21 protein-coding genes are annotated in these 23857 nt (G+C 31.8%); 16 read left to right on the top strand and 5 right to left on the bottom strand.

Going from position 1 to position 23857, the window contains the following annotated elements; all coding sequences use genetic code 11:
- Window positions 1-454: 454 nt before the first annotated feature.
- The 14 genes from CCE28_RS06415 to CCE28_RS06350 all read left to right on the top strand — a co-directional run bounded on the left by CCE28_RS06415 (window position 455) and on the right by CCE28_RS06350 (window position 14950).
- Window positions 455-880 carry an HNH endonuclease gene (locus tag CCE28_RS06415; protein WP_095132145.1) on the top strand — a complete coding sequence of 142 codons (426 nt, stop codon included), beginning with the start codon at window positions 455-457 and terminating at the stop codon, window positions 878-880.
- 15 nt (window positions 881-895) lie between these two features.
- The gene (locus tag CCE28_RS06410; RefSeq protein ID WP_095132143.1) at window positions 896-1426 is read left to right on the top strand and encodes an O-acetyl-ADP-ribose deacetylase; all 531 of its coding nucleotides are present in this window, start codon (window positions 896-898) and stop codon (window positions 1424-1426) included.
- Between the two features lie 179 nt (window positions 1427-1605).
- Window positions 1606-2484 (top strand): alpha/beta hydrolase family protein, encoded by an 879-nt coding sequence (locus CCE28_RS06405; RefSeq protein WP_095132141.1) that lies wholly within the window; start codon window positions 1606-1608, stop codon window positions 2482-2484.
- Between the two features lie 329 nt (window positions 2485-2813).
- Window positions 2814-3779, top strand: a complete 966-nt coding sequence (locus CCE28_RS06400) for an ornithine cyclodeaminase family protein (RefSeq protein ID WP_095132139.1) — start codon at window positions 2814-2816, stop codon at window positions 3777-3779.
- Window positions 3780-3788: 9 nt separating this feature from the next.
- Entirely contained in the window at window positions 3789-5357 is a 1569-nt protein-coding gene (gene sdaAA, locus CCE28_RS06395; protein ID WP_095132505.1) for an L-serine ammonia-lyase, iron-sulfur-dependent, subunit alpha, read from the top strand.
- 347 nt (window positions 5358-5704) lie between these two features.
- A complete protein-coding gene (locus tag CCE28_RS06390; RefSeq protein ID WP_095132137.1) occupies window positions 5705-6394 on the top strand; it encodes a FadR/GntR family transcriptional regulator in 690 nt (229 codons plus the stop codon).
- 93 nt (window positions 6395-6487) lie between these two features.
- Window positions 6488-7582: a tRNA 2-thiouridine(34) synthase MnmA gene (mnmA, locus tag CCE28_RS06385; RefSeq protein WP_095132135.1), complete on the top strand. Its 1095-nt coding sequence runs from the start codon at window positions 6488-6490 to the stop codon at window positions 7580-7582.
- Window positions 7583-7717: 135 nt separating this feature from the next.
- The gene (locus tag CCE28_RS06380; protein WP_095132133.1) at window positions 7718-8602 is read left to right on the top strand and encodes a transposase; all 885 of its coding nucleotides are present in this window, start codon (window positions 7718-7720) and stop codon (window positions 8600-8602) included.
- A 43-nt stretch (window positions 8603-8645) separates the two neighbouring features.
- Window positions 8646-9077 (top strand): GNAT family N-acetyltransferase, encoded by a 432-nt coding sequence (locus CCE28_RS06375; RefSeq protein WP_176461695.1) that lies wholly within the window; start codon window positions 8646-8648, stop codon window positions 9075-9077.
- A gap of 130 nt (window positions 9078-9207) precedes the next feature.
- Window positions 9208-10596 (top strand): sodium:solute symporter family protein, encoded by a 1389-nt coding sequence (locus CCE28_RS06370; protein WP_095132130.1) that lies wholly within the window; start codon window positions 9208-9210, stop codon window positions 10594-10596.
- A gap of 109 nt (window positions 10597-10705) precedes the next feature.
- Window positions 10706-12469 (top strand): flavin monoamine oxidase family protein, encoded by a 1764-nt coding sequence (locus CCE28_RS06365; RefSeq protein ID WP_095132128.1) that lies wholly within the window; start codon window positions 10706-10708, stop codon window positions 12467-12469.
- Window positions 12470-12644: 175 nt separating this feature from the next.
- Window positions 12645-12845 (top strand): cold-shock protein, encoded by a 201-nt coding sequence (locus tag CCE28_RS06360; protein WP_095132126.1) that lies wholly within the window; start codon window positions 12645-12647, stop codon window positions 12843-12845.
- Between the two features lie 91 nt (window positions 12846-12936).
- Window positions 12937-13236 (top strand): MGMT family protein, encoded by a 300-nt coding sequence (locus CCE28_RS06355; protein ID WP_095132124.1) that lies wholly within the window; start codon window positions 12937-12939, stop codon window positions 13234-13236.
- A 70-nt stretch (window positions 13237-13306) separates the two neighbouring features.
- Window positions 13307-14950 carry a YegS/Rv2252/BmrU family lipid kinase gene (locus CCE28_RS06350; RefSeq protein ID WP_095132122.1) on the top strand — a complete coding sequence of 548 codons (1644 nt, stop codon included), beginning with the start codon at window positions 13307-13309 and terminating at the stop codon, window positions 14948-14950.
- Window positions 14951-14982: 32 nt separating this feature from the next.
- Here CCE28_RS06350 and CCE28_RS06345 read toward each other — a convergent pair whose 3' ends face one another.
- Complete coding sequence (locus tag CCE28_RS06345) at window positions 14983-15993, bottom strand: ABC transporter substrate-binding protein (protein ID WP_095132120.1); 1011 nt, start codon at window positions 15991-15993, stop codon at window positions 14983-14985.
- 341 nt (window positions 15994-16334) lie between these two features.
- Here CCE28_RS06345 and pgtP point away from each other — a divergent pair, with 341 nt between their 5' ends.
- The gene (gene pgtP / locus CCE28_RS06340) at window positions 16335-17687 is read left to right on the top strand and encodes an MFS transporter (RefSeq protein ID WP_095132115.1); all 1353 of its coding nucleotides are present in this window, start codon (window positions 16335-16337) and stop codon (window positions 17685-17687) included.
- A 154-nt stretch (window positions 17688-17841) separates the two neighbouring features.
- Here the strand turns inward: pgtP and CCE28_RS06335 are convergent, their stop codons facing one another.
- The 4 genes from CCE28_RS06335 to CCE28_RS06320 form a co-directional block, all read right to left on the bottom strand.
- On the bottom strand, window positions 17842-19137 hold the full coding sequence (locus CCE28_RS06335; protein ID WP_095132113.1) for a PTS transporter subunit IIC: 1296 nt from the start codon (window positions 19135-19137) through the stop codon (window positions 17842-17844).
- Window positions 19124-19408 carry a PTS sugar transporter subunit IIB gene (locus CCE28_RS06330; RefSeq protein WP_095132111.1) on the bottom strand — a complete coding sequence of 95 codons (285 nt, stop codon included), beginning with the start codon at window positions 19406-19408 and terminating at the stop codon, window positions 19124-19126. Before CCE28_RS06330 ends, CCE28_RS06335 begins: the two co-directional genes overlap by 14 nt.
- Window positions 19401-21521: a BglG family transcription antiterminator gene (locus CCE28_RS06325; RefSeq protein ID WP_095132109.1), complete on the bottom strand. Its 2121-nt coding sequence runs from the start codon at window positions 21519-21521 to the stop codon at window positions 19401-19403. Before CCE28_RS06325 ends, CCE28_RS06330 begins: the two co-directional genes overlap by 8 nt.
- A 340-nt stretch (window positions 21522-21861) precedes the next feature.
- Window positions 21862-22941 (bottom strand): HD-GYP domain-containing protein, encoded by a 1080-nt coding sequence (locus CCE28_RS06320; RefSeq protein WP_095132107.1) that lies wholly within the window; start codon window positions 22939-22941, stop codon window positions 21862-21864.
- A gap of 370 nt (window positions 22942-23311) precedes the next feature.
- Between CCE28_RS06320 and CCE28_RS06315 the strand changes: the two genes are divergently transcribed.
- Window positions 23312-23857 (top strand): hypothetical protein (locus tag CCE28_RS06315; protein ID WP_141228327.1); only part of this gene is annotated, 546 nt, incomplete at its 3' end.

Here is a 23857-nt window from a genome sequence, read left to right as displayed (position 1 = left end):
GATGGTTAAAGGAACTAGAATTTTAGTAACTAAACAATTTAAAGAAATTTAAAGAAATGAGGTGAGTCCGCCAAAAAATTAAGGATTTACAACCAAATATAAATTAAAAAGTAAAAATAATACACATGTAAAGTTAGTAAGATGGATTTGTTATAAGAATATATTATTTATTTTTAAAAAAATATTTTAACAAATAGAACATAGGTATTTATGAAATTTAGAAAAAAGGGGTGAGTCCACCAAAGGATGAATGATTCACAATCAAATATAAATTGAAAAAGACAACTCTACTAAAAATAGTGAAGGAGTTGTCTTTTTTAGTCTGTATTTAAAATTCTCAAAATACCTTTAAAGCTCATATTCTTATTTTATTTTTCCAACATCATAACACTGATAAACACCACTATATTGGCATAAAGTATAATATATAAGACTGACTTTGAAAGGGGAAAATATGTGGGATAAGAAAAGTCAAAGAAGATATGTTTATATGAGGGATGAAGGAATATGTAGATTTTGTGGAAGAAAGCTGCTCTTTAAACAAGTGACTTTAGATCATTATTTACCTAAAAGTAGAGGTGGTACTAACGATATATTTAACCTAGCATGTAGTTGTAAAAAATGTAATAAATACAAAAGAGATGAGATACCTTTAGATTATAAGGACAGTATTTTAGAGTTATTCAAAAGAGCAGTAATTGATGGATATATAACTACTAGTCATATGAAGATGAAGAAAGATGAATTGATAGAATTAACAGATAAAGTACATAGAATAGAAGACATGAACAAACACATAGTATTTCAAAGCCATACTCACAGAATATATTTAAAAGATAACATGATACACAAGATTGTAAGGGTGAATACAAAGGGTTAGGGGGAATTTTCATATATGAAAGAGTATATGTATAAAAGCACAAAGATAAGCATTATAAAAGGAAATATAACAAAAATAAAAATAGATGCTATAGTGAATGCGGCAAACAATAGTTTATTAGGTGGTGGCGGAGTAGATGGAGCCATTCATAGAGCTGGTGGACCAGATATATTAAAGGAATGTAAAACCATAGGAGGTTGTCCTACAGGAGAAGCTAGAATAACGGGGGCTGGAAAACTAGATGCTAAGTATGTAATCCATACGGTTGGACCAATATATAGGGGTGGAAATAATCATGAGGAAAGTCTCTTATACAATGCATATAATAGTTCACTAACATTAGGGGGAGAAAATAATATAAAGACTATAGCCTTTCCAGCCATATCTACTGGTGCCTATTCATACCCTATAGATGAAGCAGCAGATATAGCCATAAAAGCCATATTGGATTTCATAGATAAAAATAATTCTTTAGAAGAAATAATGCTTGTATTATTTTCTCAAGGTGATTATGACTTGTATGAAAGAAAGTTAAATAGAATATAGTTTTTACATATATAGGAAAAGTAGAGAGTTCTAAAGTAATAGAGATAATTAATTAAATATAAGGACGGTTATTCTAGTTAGAGTAATCGTCCTATTTAATTTTTTTAGAAGGAATTCAAGAGGAAAAAGCATATTTAAATTGAAAGGGTATATATGATTATTTAAAAGGGGGAATCGTAGTGAAAAGAATAGTGTCAATTATATTAATTCTAACAATGTTAGTAATTATTGTTGCTGGATGCAGTCAGGCAGAAGACAAAAATACTTTCATGTCCCTACGGGAGGAACATAAAAGTGAAATTATAAAAAGAGGACCTGTGCCAGGGAAAAGTAAGGAACTAAATACGCCTAATGGTGCTTCTTTGATAACTTATGAATCTGGGGAACTGAAATTAAAGGGATGGATTTCGGAGAATAAAGAAGAAAATATAAAGAAACCAGCTATTGTATTTGTCCATGGGGGATTTTCATTAAATGAATCCTATTGGGATCTTATGAAACCATATATGGATGCAGGGTATGTTGTTATGACTCCTATGGTTAGAGGGGAAAAGGGGAATGATGGTAACTATGAATTATTATATGGAGAGGTAGATGACATAATAGCTGCAGGTGAATATGTAAGTAAACTATCCTATGTGGATGAAAAGAATATATATCTTGTAGGTCATAGTCTAGGAGGAGCCACTTCCATATTAGCTTCAATGATGCCATCTAAATATAAAAGTGTCATAACCTTTGGAGCTGCTCCATTAGATATTAAAGGAGAATTAGATGCCAATGAACAACTAAAAAACATTATACCTTTTAACATGGATAATGAAATAGAGTTTAGTTTAAGGACTCCAATAAAATATGCTGACAGTGTGCAAAAACCATTATATATGTTTGTAGAATCAAATAGTCACATACCAAACCTTAAAGAGTTAACTGAAAGTTTTAGTAAGGAAGTAAATGAAAAGGGTGGTAAAAGTGAGATTCATATAGTAGAAGGAAATCATTTGAGCGCCATAGAAGGAGCAGTAAAAAAGAGTATAGACATAATTAATGGAAATTAAATGAATACAAAATTCCAGATTAAAGGGAATAAAGAAACAAAGGTTATGAATTATTTTCATAGCCTTTATTTTTACGCAATAGGAAATTATAAATTTTCAAAACTGTGTATAAGTATAAAAAAATAAGGGGGTGTGGGGGAAGAATTCCCCTGCCTCTTTAAAGGAGGGTGCTCAGCAACTACAGTTGCGCCGAAGGGAACCATAGGGTTCCATAGCGAAGCGTACGAAGTACACCTTTTTTATTTATAAAATTAAAGGAGGATTTTTTAAAAATCTATAGAATTTACTACTTAAAGAATCTGGTCAGACCAAGAAAGGGGATTGAAGAAATGTTATATATAAGTAAGAAACATATGGAAGAAGTAATTTCTCTCAATATAATGATGGACTCTATTGAAAAGGCATTTAAAATCTATGAAAGCAAGAATTTTCAAATGCCTGATAGGATGCATGTGGATCGAAAAGAGGGAACTATTTTATATATGCCTTGCTTTACAGATACTGTATCAGGTACTAAAATAGTATCCACTTTTCCTGAAAATATTAAAGATGGGATAGCATCAATTCAGGGAACTATGATTTTAAATAAAAGTAAAACGGGAGAACCCTTAGCCATGATGGATGGTGCAGCACTTACTGCCTATAGAACAGGAGCAGTTGGTGGTGTAGGTATCAGGCATACTACTAGGGAAGATTGTGAAAGTGTAGGATTAATAGGAACGGGAGTACAAGGTTTTTATCAGCTATTGTACGCTTGTGCGGCTAGACCTATAAAACGAATATATATTTATGATTTATCAAAGGAAAGGGTAAATTTCTTTAAGGAAAGATTAGAAGAAAAATTAAAAAATGTGGAAATTAAGATAGTTCAAAGTCCAGAGGATTTAGTTGTGAATTCAGAGATAATTATTACGGCAACTCCAGCTCAAAGTCCTGTATTACCTGATGACAAGGAATTATTAAAGGGAAAACACGTTATAGCTATAGGCTCTTATAAGCTTGAAATGAGAGAAATACCTAAGAGTTTATATGAATTATTAGATGAGCTTTATATAGATACGGAATTTGCAGCAGAAGAATCTGGAGATGTGATAGTTCCAGTAAGAGAAGGGTGGATAAGGTCAGAACAAGTAAAAGTATTTGGAAAGTTATTAGGAGATAAGGAGAATATAAATAAAAATAAGGGCACTAGTTTATATAAATCTGTGGGAATGGCCTTATTTGATTTAGTAGTGGCAGAGGCCATATACGATGAAGCTATTAAAAAGTGCATTGGACAAAAGTTAGGAGAGTAGGTGAAAAAAATGGATAAACAACCAGCTAGCATTTTTAATGACGTTATAGGTCCTGTTATGAGGGGACCATCTAGTTCTCATGTGGCGGCAGCAGCAAGGATAGGTAAGTTAGGTCGTCAAATGGTTAAGGGCAATTTAAAGGAAGTAATAGTAGAGTTTGACCCTAAGGGTTCATTAGCTACCACTTATCATGGCCATGGTTCTGATATGGGCCTTGTGGGAGGATTGCTTGATTATGAACCTCAAGATTCTAGACTCACTAACTCTGTGGCCATAGCAAGGGAAGAAGGGTTAGATGTGAGTTTCCATGTGGTAGACTATGAAGCAGACCATCCTAATACTTATAAGATGACTTTAATAAGTGATAGGGGAGAAAAAGTACAGACTACCTCCATATCTACTGGTGGTGGAATGATACAATATGAGGATATAGAAGGATTTGAAGTCAACATTGCAGGAGATTTTTATGAGAGTTTAATTTTTATAAAAGATAGTATGTGTGCAGATGAAATTGTAAAATATATAGAGAATAAGGAATATGAAATTGATTATATAAATAAAAGTTTAAAGGACGAAAAAGTTCTTATAAACATAAAAGGGGCAAAACCTTTGAGTAATAAAATAGTAGAAGAGATAGAAGGTAAAGAGGAAGTATTAAATGTGATGAGCCTTTCTCCTGTACTTCCTATCATGTCTAGGAAAAACTGTGAAGTTCCTTTTATTAATGCAGAAGAAATGCTTAAGGTAGGTAAGGAAAAAAATCTAAAGCTATGGGAATTGGCTGTTTTATATGAAAGTGCCAGAGGCAACATATCAGAAGAAGAAGTCTTTGAAAAGATGAAAGAAATAGTTACTTTAATGGATCAGTCAATAGAAAGTGGATTAAAGGGAACTGACTATGAGGATAGAATATTAGGACCCCAATCTCATAAGATAGAAGAAACCCAAAGGGCAGGTAAATTAGTGCCTGGAAATGTATTAAATAGAGTAATAAGTTCCATAACTTCCATGATGGAAGTAAAAAGTTCTATGGGAGTTATTGTGGCAGCACCAACAGCTGGTTCCTGTGGAGGATTACCAGGAACTATAATAGGTGCCACTAGGGAACTTGGTTTATCTATAGAAGATGCCACAAGGGCCATGTTAGCAGCAGGAATAATAGGACTTTTCATAGCAGAACATGCTACCTTTGCAGCTGAAGTAGGTGGTTGTCAAGTAGAGTGTGGGGCCGGTTCTGGAATGGCAGCAGGAGGATTAGTTGAGCTTATGGCAGGTAGTGCTACTGAAGGTGTGGATGCAGCTTCTATTGCTCTTCAAAATATAATGGGGATGGTATGTGACCCTGTGGCAGATAGAGTTGAAGTGCCTTGTCTTGGTAAAAATGTAATGGCTGGGGCAAATGCTATAGCTTGTGCTAATATGGCATTAGCAGGATTTGATAAGGTAATACCCCTTGATGAGACTATTGAGTCCATGTACAAGGTAGGACATATGCTACCATCAGAACTAAGATGTACAGGATATGGTGGGTTATCCATAACTAAAACAGCTCAAAGAATATATAAGGATATGAATTAATTATATAAAAGGTGTAAGGTAGCTAACAACTTCTTTACACCTTTTAGTTGCTTTTTACAAATATTTTCTTTACCATATAGATAAACCATGTCCAATCTAAATGTATATGAACTTACTTCGGTCATATGAATAAAAATATTTTAGAAGGTAAGTCACCATCAGACTATAGAATGTGAATATTATATTCACGGTAGAAGGTTCACAATTGTTTACAGCAGAAGATGTTCTGATGTTCCACCTTATAAAAATTTTTCATTCATATTCCCTTGTAAGTAGATAGAGTTCATTGAGTTTGGAAGTGGTATATCAATATAAGACTATACAAAAAAATTGTTAAGGTGAGAAATATGAATGATGAACTAAAGAGCATGCCTCTTAAAATAGCTGAATATATAAAAGAACAAATAGAATCTGGACAATTAAAGGTGGGAGAAAAGCTTCATTCTGAAAGAACCCTCGTTAAAGAATTACAGGTCAGCAGATCATCTGTAAGGGAAGCCGTGAAACATTTAATAACTATGGGATACCTGCAATCTATAGAAAGAAGGGGTACCTTTGTATGTGATGATTATTTACATAATACATATGCAAGTGCAGATTTAAATAAGGCTCTGACCATGGCTCCCATATTGGATTTAATGGAAGTTCGTATGTTATTAGAAGAAAAATTCATTAGTTTAGCCATAAAGAGAATAACTAAAGAAGATATAGATAATCTAAGAAGTATTTTGGAAAAAATAAAGTGCTGCCATAAAAATATGGCAGAATTTTTAAAGTTAGATTTAGAGTTCCATTTGACCTTGGCTAAATCCACTCACAATGATATTATTGTGGAAATAATGAAAATAATAATAAAGAGAATAAATGAAAATGAAGAGGCCTTTGAAAAATCTGGTGTTGAAACTAAAGAATCTACAGTTAAGGATTTTGAAAAAATAATAGACTATTTAGAAGTTGGAAATGGTGAGGAAGCAGAAAAATTATATCACAACCATATCCATTTGATAGATAATGTGTTAAAGGAGCAATTTGAGTAATTTTTACATGTCATAAGAATGACTAGATTAAAGGATAAAAAAAATTAAAAGGCAAAAAATAATATAATAAAGTTACATAGAAAGGTGAGAGGTATGAAAAAATCTCCTGAAAATACAAGGGTTATATTGGGCATGTCTGGTGGAGTTGATTCTTCTGTGGCAGCCCTAGTGTTAAAAGAGCAAGGCTATGATGTGGTAGGACTTTTCATGAAAAATTGGGATGAAGAGAATGACGAAGGTGTTTGTACTGCCACTGAGGACTATGAGGATGTGAGGAAAGTCTGTGACCAGCTAGGGATTCCATATTATACAGTAAACTTTGTGAAAAAGTATTGGGATAATGTATTTACCTATTTCTTAGATGAATATAAAAAGGGAAGAACTCCTAATCCAGATGTGCTTTGTAATAAGGAAATAAAGTTTAAAGAATTTTTAGAGTATGCATTAAAACTAGAAGGTGATTATATTGCCATGGGACATTATGCACAAGTAGATTTTAAAGATGGCAAATACAGACTTTTACGTGGTGCTGACTCTAATAAGGATCAAACCTATTTTTTATGTGCATTGAACCAATATCAATTATCTAAGGCCATGTTCCCTATAGGTCACTTGACTAAGCCAGAACTTAGAAAAATTGCTCTTGAAGCTAATTTAGAGACGGCTAAGAAAAAGGACAGTACAGGTATATGCTTTATTGGTGAAAGGGATTTTGATGAATTCTTAGGCAGATATTTACCAGCACAACCAGGCAAGATGATGACATATGAAGGTGAAGTGCTTGGGGAGCACCATGGTCTTATGCATTATACCATAGGTCAAAGAAAGGGCCTTGGTATAGGTGGAGTAGGCACAGGAGAACCTTGGTTTGTGGCTGGAAAAGATTTAGAAAAGAATGTATTATATGTAGTTCAAGGGGAGAATAATCCTAAACTGTTCTTCAGTGGATTAAGAAGTAACGATATAAACTGGATAAGTGGAGACATACCAGAGGAAACTTTCAAATGTACTGCCAAGTTTAGGTACAGACAAAAGGACGTGGGAGTAACTGTATATCCAAAATCTGATGGAAGCTGTAAAGTAGAATTCCATGAGCCTGCCAAAGCCGTTACGGAAGGACAGTTTGTAGTCTTTTATAATGGTGAGGAATGTTTAGGTGGCGGAATAATAGATGAAGTTATAAAGTAAGTAGAAAGCTCTAGTCATTAGCTAGAGTTTTCTCTATTTTAATATTCATTAAAATAGGGACGACTAAGAAGTATAAGAATTGAAAAAAATACCAATAATACCCCATATAGAAAAAACGAAAGGGGTAGTATTTAAATGCCAAGAGTAGCAAGGGTAAAAAGCGATGAAAGTATATACCATATAATGGTTAGAAGTATAAGTGAGATAGATTTATTCAGAGAAGATGATGATAAATACAAGTATTTCACATTATTAAAGCAGTATCAAGATAGGTATAAATTTAAGATATACGCTTATTGTATAATGAAAAACCATGGACATTTGATTATTGACTGTAATGGTGGAGATATTTCTAGGATAATGCACTTTATTAATTTTTCATATGCTCAATACTATAATAGAAAGTATAAAAGATATGGTCATGTATTCTATGATAGGTTTAAAAGCAGAATAATAGAAACGGATGAGGAATTAGTTAAATTCTCTGCTAAGGTTCATAGGATTCCCCTTGATCTAGTAGAGTATGAAAGTTCATTAGAAGAATATCCATTTAGTAGTTTAAGAGAATATGTTTATAAGACAAATGATCATGATATTTTACAGAAGAACTTTTTAGAAGGAATTTTAAATAATAATTATAATAACAATATGAATGATTATCTAGAAATAATCAAGACCAATGAAGACGAAATAGATGTGAATTTCAGTAATGAAAGGACAGAGTATAGAAGCCAAAGAAAAATATTAACTAGGCACCATACTCCAGAGGCAGTTATAGAATATGTGGCAAAGTATTTTGATATGGATAAAAATTTAATTCATATGAAACATAATAAAAAATATACTAAATTAAGAGCTATTGCATGCCATTTTATGACTTGCTATTGTAATATAAATAGAAGAGAAATCTGTGAAGTATTAGGCAATATAACTCAAACTAGAGCTTCTAAACTATCTTCTATGGGAGCAGAACTAGTTGCTAAAGAGAGCAGTATACTTGATGGGTTTTTACACCAATAACATGATATAATAAGTGAAAAAGCTTATGCAGGAGGAAAATATATTGAATTTAGTAGAAGTTACAGATCATAAAGAAATATATGAAAATAATGAGATTGTAAAGTTAATGTTTAATTGTATGGTAAGACCCACAATAGGAAGAATTCAAAGTGTGGCTCAAAGTACATATTCTAAGCAACAGGGCAAGTTCTATAAGGCTATGGAAGATGATAAGATTGTAGGTATAATAGGACTTAAGCGAATAAATAATGATAGATTAGATATTCTTCATATTAGTGTGGATGAACATATGAGAAATAAAAGCATTGGTAAAAATATGATAAAAGAAGCAGGTACCTATGATAAGGTAGATGAAATAAGAGCAGAGACTACCCATAATATGGTGGATTTTTATAAAAAGTGCGGATTTAGAACTAAACTAGTGGAAAACGAATTGGGTTTAGATGAATACATATGTACTTTAAAATTAAGATAAATTTACTTTTACTAAAGAGAACTGATATTTAGATATATTAGTTCTCTTTTATTTATATTTCTACTTGAAAAAAATGGTAAAATCATGATGGGAGATAAATTTATAATTATAAAAGAAAAGAGATGATTGTATGATTACACCTGTCCATTATTTCAGTACTTTTATGACATTGTTATTAGTATCCTATTTAGGATACCATACTACAAGGAATGTAAAAACATCTGAAGATTTTGCTGTAGGAGGAAGAAGGCTAAGTGGTATTCAAGTATCTGGAAGTATTATTGCTACAATTGTGGGAGGGGCTTCCACAATAGGAACAGCCCAATTGGCTTTTCAAAAGGGTATGAATGCCATGTGGTTCACACTAGGGGCAAGTGTAGCTTGTCTATTCTTAGGATTATTTATGGCAGGGCCTTTGAGGCGGGCAGAAGTAGATACGGTGTCTCAGTTTTTAGCTAGAACATATGGTACATATGCAGGTGTTGCTGCAAGTATCATCACTTCCTTTGCCATATTTGTGCATATTACAGGGCAAGTGCTTTCTTCAGTGGCCATACTCACATCCACATTTCATATAGGTATGATTCTAGCAGTATGTATAACTATTCTACTTATAATATCCTATATATTCTTTGGTGGTTTTCTGGGAACAAGTACAGTGGGTATTGTAAAATCAATTTTATTATATATTACATTAGTTATTAGTGGAATAATTGCATATAATTATTTTCATAGTATGGGAGGCCTTGTGGCTGTTTTTCCAAAAGAACCCTGGTTTAACTTGTTTAGTGATGGAATATATGTAGGAATTGCTCAGGGCTTTTCCATGGTTGTTGGCATAGTATCAACCCAAACCTATCTTCAAGCAATGTTTTCAGGAAAAGATGAGAAAGCATCAAGAAAGGGTGCTTGTATTTCTGCATTATTAATACCTCCTGTAGGCCTTATATGTACATTGATTGGTTTATATATGCGTGCAACCCATCCAGAAATAATACCTAAAGAAGCTCTGCCATCCTTCATTCTTATGTATCTAAATCCATGGATTGGTGGAGTTGCTATTGCAACCTTGATCATATCTGTTATTGGAACAGGAGCAGGGCTCACATTAGGTATTAGTACAATGATTAACAGAGATATATATGTAAAATGCATTAATCCAAAGGCAGATGATAAAAAACAATTGATGGTTTTAAGATATTCAGTATGTATTATATCTATCTTAACAATGATTATGGTATTTACAAATATGAATTCATTGATACTGAAATGGGGATTTGTATCAATGACATTGAGAGGAACTACCATATTTATTCCATTGTTAGGCGCACTATATTTTAAAGAAAAAGTAAATAAAGAGGCTGGGCTTGTGGCAATTATAGTGGCACCCATAATTTCAGTAGTATGGGAGGTATTTCACATAAGTAATATAAGTTCTTTATATATTGGATTGGCAAGTAGTTTTATATTATTAACGGTCTTTTCACATAAAGATATTAAAGGTCAATTGAGTAAGTAAAAGGTCATGATCTACTTAAATAAATAGAATGTGTAATCATTTTGTATAGAGTCTTTTAATATGCTTAATATATAAGAAAATTTTGTTATTAAAAGGAGTTAAAGTGATTATGACTAAAAATTCATCACCTATACAACCTAACAATCCTACTGTAGAACAAAGACATAAATTGCTTTACTATGCTTTGAATAATGTAAATCGACTAGAAGATTTTAATAATATAGTAGACTTACTAAGTCCTCCACCGGATATTACAAGGATAGGTTCTCCTGGACAGTACAAAGGAATTAAGGTAGGAATAATAGGTGGAGGGTTAGCTGGTTTATCATCAGCCTTTGAACTTAGAAAACTTGGATTTGATATTACCGTATTTGAGGTATCTGAAGATCGTATTGGAGGAAGAATATATACGTACTATTTTGACGAGGATAAAAAATTATATGGTGAACTTGGAGCTATGCGAATTCCCGTTAGTCATGAAACGGCTTGGCATTATATTGATCTTTTTAATTTAGATACAAGACCATTTATTCAGACAAATGAAAATGCCTATATTTATACGAGGAATATAAGAGTTAGAAACGATCCAGAAGGAAAGAATGTAATGAAAGAAATTTATCCAGAATTTAAGTTGACACCATGGGAGAGAAATAGATCATGGCAGAAGCTTATAGATTATGGATTAAGCACGGTCCTAAGCGGTATGAGGCCTGGATTGAGAAGAGAAATTTTACAAATCAAGCCTAAATACAGTCCTCAGATGAATTATTGGACGGCATATAATCAGAGGCAAGTGTGCGAAGAAATGGGACTGAGCCAAGGTGCTTTAAATCTTATTGGAAGTGTTTCTCCTTTTGTAGGTCAATTTTTCTACAATAGTTATTCAGAACACTTAATAGAAGAATATCCTGTGAATTTTTCATTTTTATATGAAATTATAGGAGGGCTCGTAAATCTTCCCCTTTCATTTTATAGGAATTTAACTTCTAAAAATCCTAATTCCTATGGTAAAATTCCAAATAAAGCATTAGGAAAAGTAACCTGGAAAGGTGGCAGTGGCGTCACTGGAATATATAAATGTGATGGAAGTCATAAAGTTCTTTTAAAATACAAAAATATGAGTTTGAATAAAACTTTACAGGAATCCTTTGATTATGTTATCTGTACTATCCCTTTTTCAAGTCTTCGAAATGTGGATGTAAATCCTCCATTTAGTCCTAGAAAGATGGAAGCAATAAGGGAATTGAATTATGAATCTACTCAAAAAACCCTTTTCCTTTGTAATAAACGATTTTGGGAAGAGGGAGGTCCCCATGAACAAATTGTGGGAGGAGGTTCCCAGACGGACCTTTCTATTTCAACCGTATGGTATCCTTCAGATCATGGGAAATGCATTAATGAACATATAAATAATAACAGAACTTGTTATATTGAATCTCCTTTAGATAAATGGACATTGAAAGAAGGGTGTTCACCTTCTGAGAAGGGGGTACTTTTAGCGTCATATAATTTTACCTTAGATGCAATACGATTGGGAAACATAGAGGATAACAGACGCATTAAAATAATAAAAAATCAGATTGAAGCTGTTCATGGCCTAAAAAAAGGAGATCTTGATTCTATCGTAGAGGATTTCAAAACTATACAGTGGGATAGGGAACCCTGGTATTATGGTGGTTTTGCCTATTTTACACCTGAGCAAAAACGAATTTTTTCATATGCCATTGTAAAACCAGAATATAATAACAGAGTATTTTTTGCAGGTGAACACGCATCTGAAATGCACGCTTGGATACAGGGGTCTCTAAAAAGTGCAATGAAGGCGGCTAATAATTTAGTTAGACATTGCAAAAGACATAATAAAATTTATTAATAATTATGATAAAATTATTAATAAGTTAAAAAAAATCAATAAAAAATTAATATTTTTTGTTAATTTTGATAATAATACAATATAGAAAATGTGCTATCAATTGTTTGAAAAATAAGTTTTAGCAAGGTCATTATCAATTGAAGCCAAATCAATAAATTTTTTGGAGGATGTTTTAATGAAAACTGGAGTAGTAAAATGGTTTAACAGTGAAAAAGGATTTGGATTTATTTCTGTAGAAGGTGAAGACGATATATTCGTACACTTCTCTGCTATTACAGGAGAGGGATTTAAATCTTTAGAAGAAGGTCAACAAGTTGAATTTGATGTTGAGAGCGGAGACAAAGGTCCTCAAGCTAAAAACGTCACAAGAGTATAAACTTTTCATTGAAAATGACAAACATGGGATGTATCTAAGGGTCATATCTTAGACACATCCTTTTTTGCATATATAAAAAAGGGGGAGTAATATGATAACCTTTACTTTGAAAGTGATAGAAGTTATAAAGAATATACCTAGGGGAAAAGTAATGACGTATGGTCAAATTGCTGCTATTGGCGGAAATCCAAGAAGTGCAAGACAAGTATCCCGTATACTTCACTCCATGAGTAGAAAGCATGATTTGCCTTGGCACAGAGTCATAAATTCACAGGGTAAAATATCCTTAAAAGATGAGGGATATATGTTGCAAAGAACTCTTTTAGAAGAGGAGGGAATAATATTTGAATCTAATGGTTCGATAAACTTAAAATCATACCAATATATGTAAAAAATATTGAACTAAATAAAAATTTGATGGTATTATTATATAGTGTAAAGGGTTGAGGAGGTATCATAAGATGAAAGTTATGCTTATATATAATCCCATATCGGGAAATAAGTCCTTTAAAAATCATTTGGATTATATAATTGAAAAATTCCAAGAACAAGATCTTCAAATAATACCTCATAGGGTAAAGAATATAGATTTATTAGAAAAGGTCATAAGCAGTTTAAATGAAAAAGAATATAAAAAAATAGTAATTGCAGGTGGGGACGGTACAGTTAATCAGGTAGTTAATGTACTTCTTAAATATGATGTTAATTTACCTATAGCTATTTTACCTGCTGGAGCTTCAAATGATTATGCCACATATTTTAATCTACCAAAAAACATTGAGGAAATGATAGATATAATATTAAATGATAATTACACTTCTTGCGATGTGGCACGTATAAACGATAGATATTTTATAAATGTGGCCAGCCTTGGGTTTATAGTAGATATGAGTAAGAATGTTGAAAAGGATTTTAAGAATAACATAAGTATGTTTAAACAATATTTAAAAGGTGTAGAAGGAATACCAGGTTTAAAGCGCATACCTATTAGGGTTACTACAAAACATATAGTGTATGAAGAAGATATATACTTTATGTTAATCATGAATGGTAAATCAATAGGTGGATTTAAGAAAGTGGCTCCCTTTGCATCTATTAACGATGGTTTGTTGGACGTATTTATATTTAAGAAATGCCCATTATATGATTTGTTCCCATTACTTGTAAAGGTAGTAAATGGAGAGCATTTTTCTAGCCCATACGTTAAGTATTTTCAAACAGACCATCTAAAAATAGAATGTGATGAAGAAGTTAGTACAGATTTGGATGGAGAAGAGGGATGTGATTTCCCATTAGATATAAAGGTGGTAAATAAGAAACTTAGAATAAATACAAAGGCTAATAATGAAGATGGGTTTTCATCTTTAAGATCTTTTAGTTTTTATGATGTGAAAAATACATTTGGACAGGTAACTAATGTGTCAAAGGGCGTTTTAAAAGAAATCAAAAGGCCCTTATCGGACATTAATATAGAAGTGGCAGCAGTAGAGGATATAAAGACCATAATTAAAGATTTGCCACGGCACAATACCTTTAGTTATGTGAACAAGGAATCCCTAGAAGAAGAATATTTTATGGAAGCTCAAAAGACTTTAGATAATGGATATTTATATATTGTACTATCTAGTACGGGAAGTGCAGCGGGAAAAATAATAGGTAAGGTTACTAAAAGAGAATATGCCCATGCTTCCATATCCTTTGATGAAGAATTAAAGACTATTATTAGCTATAATGGAGGAGAAAATATTTATTCTCCAGGATTAAATCAAGAGATGATTGAGTTTTTTAATAAAAAGAAGGATGCAAATATAATAGTTTACAAAATAAAAGCTACTAGGGAACAGAAAGAGATAGTATTAAATGAAATTAGAAAAATAAATGAACAGGGAAGTTCTTATAATTTATTAGGACTTTTTCTACCCTATTCCTGTAAGAAAAATATTATGTTTTGTTCTCAATTTGTGTATACCATGTTAAAGGTGGCCAACTTAGAATACTTTAACAAAAAGCCTGAAGAAGTGAGGCCTACAGATTTTGTGGAGTTAGATTATGAAAGAGTTCTAGAGTATTGTAGTAAAATGTTTTTAAATGAAATATTGGAATAAATAATTAAGGACGGTTTTTTAACCGTCCTTAATTATTTAGTGTTTTTTATAAACTTATCTATTAAGTAATTTCTATTTTTTCCTGCGTATTGAAAATCATAATCTATTAAATTTACCTTAGTAAGATATTCAGGCTCTTTAGGCGGTGTAGCCTTAGGGTTGGTAAGGAGCTGATAAGAACCAACTTGTTGACCTATCTCTTGAGCTTTTTCTGTTAAGGCCCAATCTATAAACATTTTGGCAGCATCCTTATTGGGAGCATTCTTTAAAAGGGCAACGGCACCAATTTCATAGCCAGTCCCCTCCATAGGAGTAGACATTATTATGTTTCTATATCCGTCCTTTTTATATCTAACTACATTATTTAAAAATGTAACTCCTACTCCTGCTTCGTTAATGCCCACAACTATTCCAGGAGTTAGGCCCGATTTAGTATATTTTATAACTTGCTTATCTAATTTTTTTAAGTACTCAAATCCCTTTTCCTCTCCCATAAGTTGAACTATGGTAGATACCATAGTATAAGCGGTTCCAGAAGTGGCCGGGTTAGGAAGTACTATATTTCCTTCAAATTCTGGTTTTAAAAGATCATCCCAAGAGTTAGGCATATTTAAATTGTTGTTCTTTAACCATCTATCGTTAGCAACAAATCCTAAGTAACCCACATAGATTCCAGTCCATGTGCCATCTCCATCCTTATATTTAGGTGGAATAATAGATGCATTAGGAGAAATATAAGGTTCGATTAGCCCTTCTTCATAAGCGGCTATAAAAGTATCGGCTGTTCCACCATACCAGACGGAAGCTTTCATAGAATCCTTTTCTTCCCTTATTTTTTTTAGTATTTCACCACTACTCATTCGTATGAAATTGGTTTTTATGCCAGTCTCCCTTTCAAACTTATCAACAGCTGCAATGGCCTGTTCCTCCATGAGTGAGGCATATATAGTTAATTCCATATCTGATTTTTTATCCCTGTGTCCAACTGTAAGGGTGCTAAAAATAATTGTTATTATTACTATAAATACAAAAAATCTTTTCATATATACTCTCCTAATTAAAACTTAACTTTAACTATATCATACCAAAAATCCATTTACCTAAAAAGGACATAGTTATATGTTCTAATATATATTAGGTTACAAAGAAATGCGGCAAAAAAAGTACTTTTATTAAAAAGCAATTGTTTTCCTGCGTTGAAATTGACAGGTCAGGAAAAAGTTTTCCTATAAAAGATTTTATGGAAGGTATTAAGAATTATGGGAAAAAACATTGAAATAATAGGTATCCACATCTATAATCAATCCTGTAAATTAATTTTCGCGAAAAGTAATAAATGAAAATTTTAACGGCAAAAAAAGATTTAAAAAGGAGGCTATATTGGATGTTTAAATTTTTTGCTCCTCCAGCTCCCATAGAGAGACTGCCGAAGGAGAAAATTGATTCAGCTTACAAGAAGTATAGATTACAACAATTCCTTAGCATTTACATTGGATATGCAGCTTATTATCTAATAAGAAAGAACTTTGCAATTGGATCTCCATACTTTATTAACGAACTTGGATTCACAAAGACACAAATCGGTTTTATTGGTTCAGGTTTAGGTATTGCTTATGGGCTTAGTAAGTTCATAATGGGGAACATATCAGACAGATGTAATCCTCGATATTTTATGGCAGCAGGACTTATATTATCAGCAATAGTTAACATTGCATTTGGATTTACTACAAGTGTAACTTTATTATTCGTTTTAATGTGCTTAAATGGATGGTTCCAAGGCATGGGATGGCCACCATGTGGTAGAATTATGGCCCACTGGTACTCTAACAAAGAGCGTGGAACTAAAATGGCTTGGTGGAATACGGCTCATAACATTGGTGGAGGTATCATAGCACCACTTGCAATGTTTGGTGTAGGTGCTTTAGCTACTTGGCAAGCAGGTGTATTCTATTTACCAGCAGTTATCTGTATATTGGTAGCATTAGGAATTATTTTCTTTGCAAGGGATACTCCTCAATCTGTAGGATTACCACCTATTGAAGAGTATAAGAACGATTATCCAGAAAATATGGATAAAAAAGCAATTGAAGACAACGAAAGAGAACTTTCTACTAAGGAAATTCTTTTCGACTATGTTTTAACTAATAAGTTTGTATGGGCTATAGCTTTAGCTAATATATTTGTTTATCTTGTAAGATATGGTGTTATGGACTGGGTACCAGTTTATTTAACAGAAGTTAAAGGATTTGATATGGAAAGTTCAAGCTGGTCATTCTTCTTATTCGAATTTGCAGCTATTCCAGGAACTATCATTGTTGGATGGATTAGTGATAATATATTCAAGGGAAGACGTGCTCCTATTGGAATTATCTGTATGGTTGGTGTAACAGCAGCATTATTTACATACTGGACAAGCACAAGTGTAATACTTATCAACGTTTCAGTAGCAATGATTGGTGCTTTAATATACGGACCAGTAATGCTTATCGGTGTTGCAGCTATTGACTATGTACCTAAGAAAGCAGCAGGAACAGCAGCTGGATTTACAGGATTATTCGGATACCTGGGTGGTTCAGTAATGGCTAACGTTGCTATCGGATACATTGTTGACAACTATGGATGGAACTCAGGATTCATGTTCATGATCGGTGCATCTGTATTAGCAAGTATATTCTTAGCATTTACTTGGAATGCAGATACTAACAGTGTAAGAGCACAAAGTAAAAAAGCAGCATAACAATGAGTTTTACTCACTTATATTATATATGAAAGATAGTTTGCGCCAGGGACATTTATGAAAGGGAACTCCAGCCCTTGTCCCATATGTGCATATTAGTATTCCTATAATATCCTCAATTATGGGAAAAGGGATGGTTATTTAACCATCCCTTTTATAATTCTATTAGTTTCTTTAACATGAATCCTATTAAAGAAAGATCTATTTCACCAAAAACTATTCTGCTAAAACCAATACTTTTATAGTGGTCTATTAATAAAAAGGGTGTTAGACTTATTACAAATCCCATTATGAAGGATGCTATAATACATCCCTTCTTGCCACCTGTGGTATAGCCGTATATTCCACAACCACCTCCTGTAAAGAAGTGTATTAATATGGATGGAAGAACTACCAAAACACTATTAATAGAAGTTATAAAAGTTGCCAGTACTCCACCTAAAAAACTAAATATGAATCCTAATAACATGATGTTTTCCTTATAAGGAAATAGTATGGATACGTCAAGGGCAACTACAGCTTCTGGCACAATCTTTTTTGCCACAGATCTAAAGGCTGGAATTATTTCTTGAATTAGCATTCTAACTCCAGTTAGAACTATATATACGCCACAGGCGAAAAGTAGCGCTTGTTTAAATGAAAATACTATAAAGCTACTTCCACCACTTATGTCTTCCACGTATTCCTTTCCAGATAAAAAGGCACTTAACAGAAATATTATGACCATAAAAATGGCTGTTATTAAGGTAGAATCTAAAAACATTATATTTAATTTTTTAAGGCTCATATTTTTTTCTTTTTTAGGTACAAATAACTGCCTATGGAACTTTATCTTTCGAGCAGTAGATGCTACCATTTCCCCTATCCTACAGCTAAGGTAAAAACCTATGGTACTAAAATGCCCCACAGTTATGTTTTTATTCTTAGTTATTTTCATAGTATAAGGGTGAATCAAGCTTGGAAGTATACTCATTAATACACCAAGGAGGATTCCTCCCACTAGGGAAGCTTTATGGCTGTCTACTCCTAAGGGAATAAATACTATGGCCAATAAGCTACTCATATATATGATTTGTTGTCCTGTTAAGAATATATATTTAAATCGGGTGAACTTTGCTATTAAAAGGTTTACTATCATGCCAATAAACATGATGCTATTGATTACATCACCATATCTAAATTCTCCAAGGGCAGCGGCTCCTTCATTTTGTGGAATTATGCTGATGAACTTAAAGGCTCTTGGAATCATATAGTTTAAATTACTTACACTACTAATGATTACTTCTAATCCAATTTCCATTATAAATAGTCCCATTAAAGTCTTGAAAAGAGAACTAAAGGTCTTTGTGATGCTTTTTTTATCAAAAAAGGATCCTAAAAACATATAAAAGGCAATTATGAGATATGTATTTTTAAATATATTTACCCCTAAGGCTTCAATTAGATTCATAGAATGAGTCCACCGCCTCTAACAATTTTTTCTCTAGTTCTTCTTTATCAAATAAGTCATCAAGGCATACTTTAAAAGGCTGGTCCTCTAATTGTTCCATAAAATAATCTGCACCTATAAATATATGACCTTCCTTTGAAAAAGCGCTTAAAAGATCACAATTTTCCACGTTAGCATGAATTTCATGAGACTTTAAAATATCTATTACGTTCATAGAAATATAATGGCTACTTCCCAACCCCATACCGCATACAACAATTATCTTAAGCATAGTCTACATTCTCCTTGGACTGTGTTTTTTTTAGTAGGATTTCTATAAGTTCTTTGAATTCATTATAATTATTAACCTTCGCTAATTTCTTTAGATTTGTATCTTTTTTTACAATATCTAAAAATTCGTTTAAGGCCTTTAGATGACTTATTCTGTCTAGGGACGATGTTACTAAAACAACATTAACAGGATCATTTTTTTTGTGATTAAAGTTTACTCCCTTTTTAATTAATAAAAGGCTAAATCCCAGCTCTAATGCACCATCGTTAGGTTTAGCATGGGGGATGGCCACGCCCTTCTTAATAACCACATAGGCACGGAGCCTTTTTATATTATTCTTCATAACATTAATATAGTTCTCCGTTATTATGCCCTTAGATAAAAGGGGGTTACTAGCTAAGTCTATACTATCTTCCCAAGTGGAAATACTATCTACAATGTGGAATCTATCTTTTTGAATTAGATCTAATAAAGAAGGTTGCTTCATTCCCCTTAGAAGGAAGTCTAATTCTTGATTGAGTTTTTCTTCATCATATATATTACAATATTTTTTTACTACTCCAATTATATCTTTTAGATCTAGAGATTTTGATTCCTGTTTAACTTCCTTTTTCTTCACAAGATAGCCAGATAATTTTTCTATATCTTCCTTTGTTAAAAAGGGGTTTACTTGTATAAATTTATCTTCCCTTTCCTTTAAGGGTATTGTAGTAATTATCAAATCAGAAATTAAATCTTTTTTTCTCATATATTCAAAATAACTAAGTATATTGATAATTTTAAAGTTACTGAAATTTTCCTCTAAGGATTTTTCTAATACTTTTACTGTACTTATACCCGCATTGCATACAAGAACTATATTTGTCTGGACTACTTTATTTTGAGTTTCTATGGCACTTCCAAAGTGAATTGCCACATAACATATTTCTTCCTCTGGAATAGTTAATTTTAATTGTTCCCCTAAAAAGCTACAAGCCATTTTTGAGGCGTTATAAGCAGAAGTATATTTTGTTTTAATATGATCTATGGAAGGATTTTCTATATGAATGCCATATTTCATTCTGTATATGGCTGGTTCTAAATGAAGGACTAGACCTTTCAATAATTTTTCTCGATCCTTAATTTGGGTATTGGAACTATCTTCCATTATTTCGATCATATTATGAACGATTTCTTTTAAGTTATCAAAGCTATCTTCCTCAATACTTCCATCTAGAACAGTTTTAGTAAGTAAATATATGGATATGTAAGCTATTTCCTTATTCCAGGATTTAAAAGAGTTAAAAGAATTTTCAAGTAAATCCTTTAGAATTTTATACTCTTTAGATATTTTTAAAGTTTCATAAAATAATATTTTATTGAAGCTTATATATTTTCCACGGAATACTCTAGATTTAGTAATGGCCATGGCTGCCATGGTCATGTATTTAGATCTATCCGTATATTTTAAGGATAATTGTTCTTCTAAAGTTTCCATAGTATTTATTAAAAAAGTTTTATCTAAAGATTTAAAAATTCGGTTTATTATCTTCCTGTAAAAAAAGTCGTATTTTTCATCTATTATTTCATTAGAAAACATGTCCCAACGGTCCAGTTGACAGTGGTCTATTAAAAGATTTATGTACATGTTACGAATGTTATATTCACTGCCCTCTATATATAGGCCCACTCTTTTTTTCTTCTCCAATTTGCAATTGAAATTTTTCACATAGGATTCTATCCATTTTAAATCTTTTAAGATGGAGTTTCTACTTACATTTAATGAATCACTTAATTCGGATAAGGTCATAGAATCTTTAAAAAATAATTCTATTAATATGAAAATGCTTCGTTCATAACTATTTTTTACATATAATTCAAGGGAAAGGTCTTTAAACTTACTCATAATTCTATTTTTAATAAGTGGAGTAACATCTAAAAATATACCTTCAAACTTATTTCTTTTAAGAATAGGTAATTTTTTTGAAGAAAGCCAATTATCTATTAGGTTTAAATCATTTCTTAAAGATCTTTCGCTTATATTATATTTTGTTGTAAAAAAACTATAGGGTATGTATGTATCAGATTTTAAAATATCTATAATTTGTTGTAAACTTCTATTTTTTAAAGTCATAAAAGATCTCCTTTAGGTTATTAAAAAAGTTTAATATATTAAAAACTTTTTTAATAGCCTTGTTAAACATTTCTCATCATATAAGTATATCATAATTAACCATTTATTTAGATATTCCAATATGAGAAAAAGAATAGGATTTTATGAATAAATTCAATTTAACTTGTCCCGTTATAGGAACCAATTGCATACATATATAGTGAGAAGAATAATGCCATGTATGAGCACCTGAGATTTTAAATGGGTTTTATAAGCATATATAAGTAATGAGATTAGGGTATTGAAGCATTACACCCCCTAAAGTATCTATAAATACTTTAGGGGGTGTTTTTTTTATATGTTACATATCTGCAATGTCAACAATTGTAACATTCATATAATTTTTATCATTTTTTAAATCAATATAATATGGTTCAACCATGTGGCCATTTTCATCTGTTAACACTTTTATTTTTGGCCTCATAACAAAATACTCAAAATTATCTACAACAATGGCTGTAATATTATTACTAAGTTTTACGCATGTGCCAATAGGATATGCTGCAATTTTTTTTACGAATATTTTAACTAAGTCAGGATCAAAGAGTGAACCTCCGCTAGCCATAATATATTCCATTGCTTCAGACGGAAGTAAGCCTTTTCTATATGGTCTATCTGAAGTTAGTGCATCATACACGTCAGTAATACTTATTATTCTTCCAAAAAGTGAAATATCTTTGCCACTTTTTCCATTAGGATATCCACTGCCATCAAATCTTTCGTGATGCTGTAAAGTACCCACGTAAGATGTGATTGGTATATCAAAATTTTCTTTTAAGTACTTATACCCTAGTTCAGAATGTTCTTTAATTGCCACATATTCGTCATCTGTTAATTTTTCCTTCTTATTTAAAATTTCTTTTTCTATAAAAACCTTACCTATATCGTGCATTAGAGCTCCTAAACCAAGTTTATATAATTCATTTTTATTTAAATTTAATGCAACTCCAATTACAATTGACAATACTGCCACATTTACAGAGTGGTAAAATGTATAATCATCAAAGGTTTTTAAATCAATCATATTTACCATCAAATTTTTATTTTCTAATATATTCTCTATAATATTTTCAACCATTAGCCTGGCTTCATTAATTCTAGGTGTAGAAATTTTATTGCCTTTTTCTGACTCTATAAACATTTCTTTAATGCCTTTAACTGTTTTTATTCTTAAATCTTCATCTATCACATTCTTAATATGGATATCTTTTGAAATATTATCTTCCACATAAATTCCACTAAATCCTAAAAGTTTAATTTTATCTATGTAGGATTGTCTTATTTCTGTGTTTTCAGAAATTAATATTTGTCCATTGTTTCCATACAGCTTTTTACCTACTATCATACCTTCTCTTAAACAAAAGGTTGGTACAAATCTCATAGGTCTTCCCCCCCTAGTGTAATTTTTAAAATAAATATTGAACCAAATATTGTCTATAAACCTTGAAACTTCGTACCAAGTATCTATATATTTTCAAATAAAGTTTGAACTTTATTAAATTCTACACCTATATTCTCACGTGTTTTCCTATTTAATATATTATACTTTTCTTTTTTAATAATCAAACAATATTATTTTGTGAAATTTAATTAGGATTTTTAATTATTCATAAAAGGCACAAAATATTTATTTGTACATATATTGAAGTGAAAAAACTACAAAGGGGAGAAAGTGATTTTACTAATATTTACTCCTCATTATGAGTATGGTTTTTTCAATACACAAAAAATTAAAAAGGATGAGATAAAAAATGCTATCTAATGAAAAGGATATTTTAAAAGAAATTAAGGCTGCTATATTAGAACCAGAACCAGAATTAAAACAAATTGCAGAACTTTTAAAAAGATCATGCAGAAGAAAGAAACGTAATTATACTACAGGGCCTGTAATTAAACCTGTTAGATTTGATAATAATTCACTGAAACAACAGCCAACTCCTAACTTCGTAATAGTTAAAGCATTAAATAATACAAGTCGACCTCAAACGGCAACTGTATATTTCTATGACTTGGCTCCTTTTATTCCTGGCAAAAAAGAAACTAAAACAAAGGATAATTGCCTAGTACAAGAACAAAAAGTATTATTTTTTAGTCAAACTATACAAGTTCAACCTCAATCAACGGTATTTTTACCAGTTGATATTACTGCAGTGACAGAATACGAAGTACAAGTTTTAGATGCTCCAGTGGGAATGTATTTTTCTACGGAATTTTTACCAGCTACCCCAATACCAACAGCTCAACCTGGATCCACATCTCCTACCCAAAATCAACCTGGTGCAGTAATAGATTCTCAT

Source organism: Anaeromicrobium sediminis (genome assembly GCF_002270055.1).
GTDB lineage: Bacteria > Bacillota > Clostridia > Peptostreptococcales > Thermotaleaceae > Anaeromicrobium > Anaeromicrobium sediminis.
The sequence above is the reverse complement of the archived record's forward strand: the minus strand, read 5'-3'. Positions and strand labels throughout refer to the sequence as shown.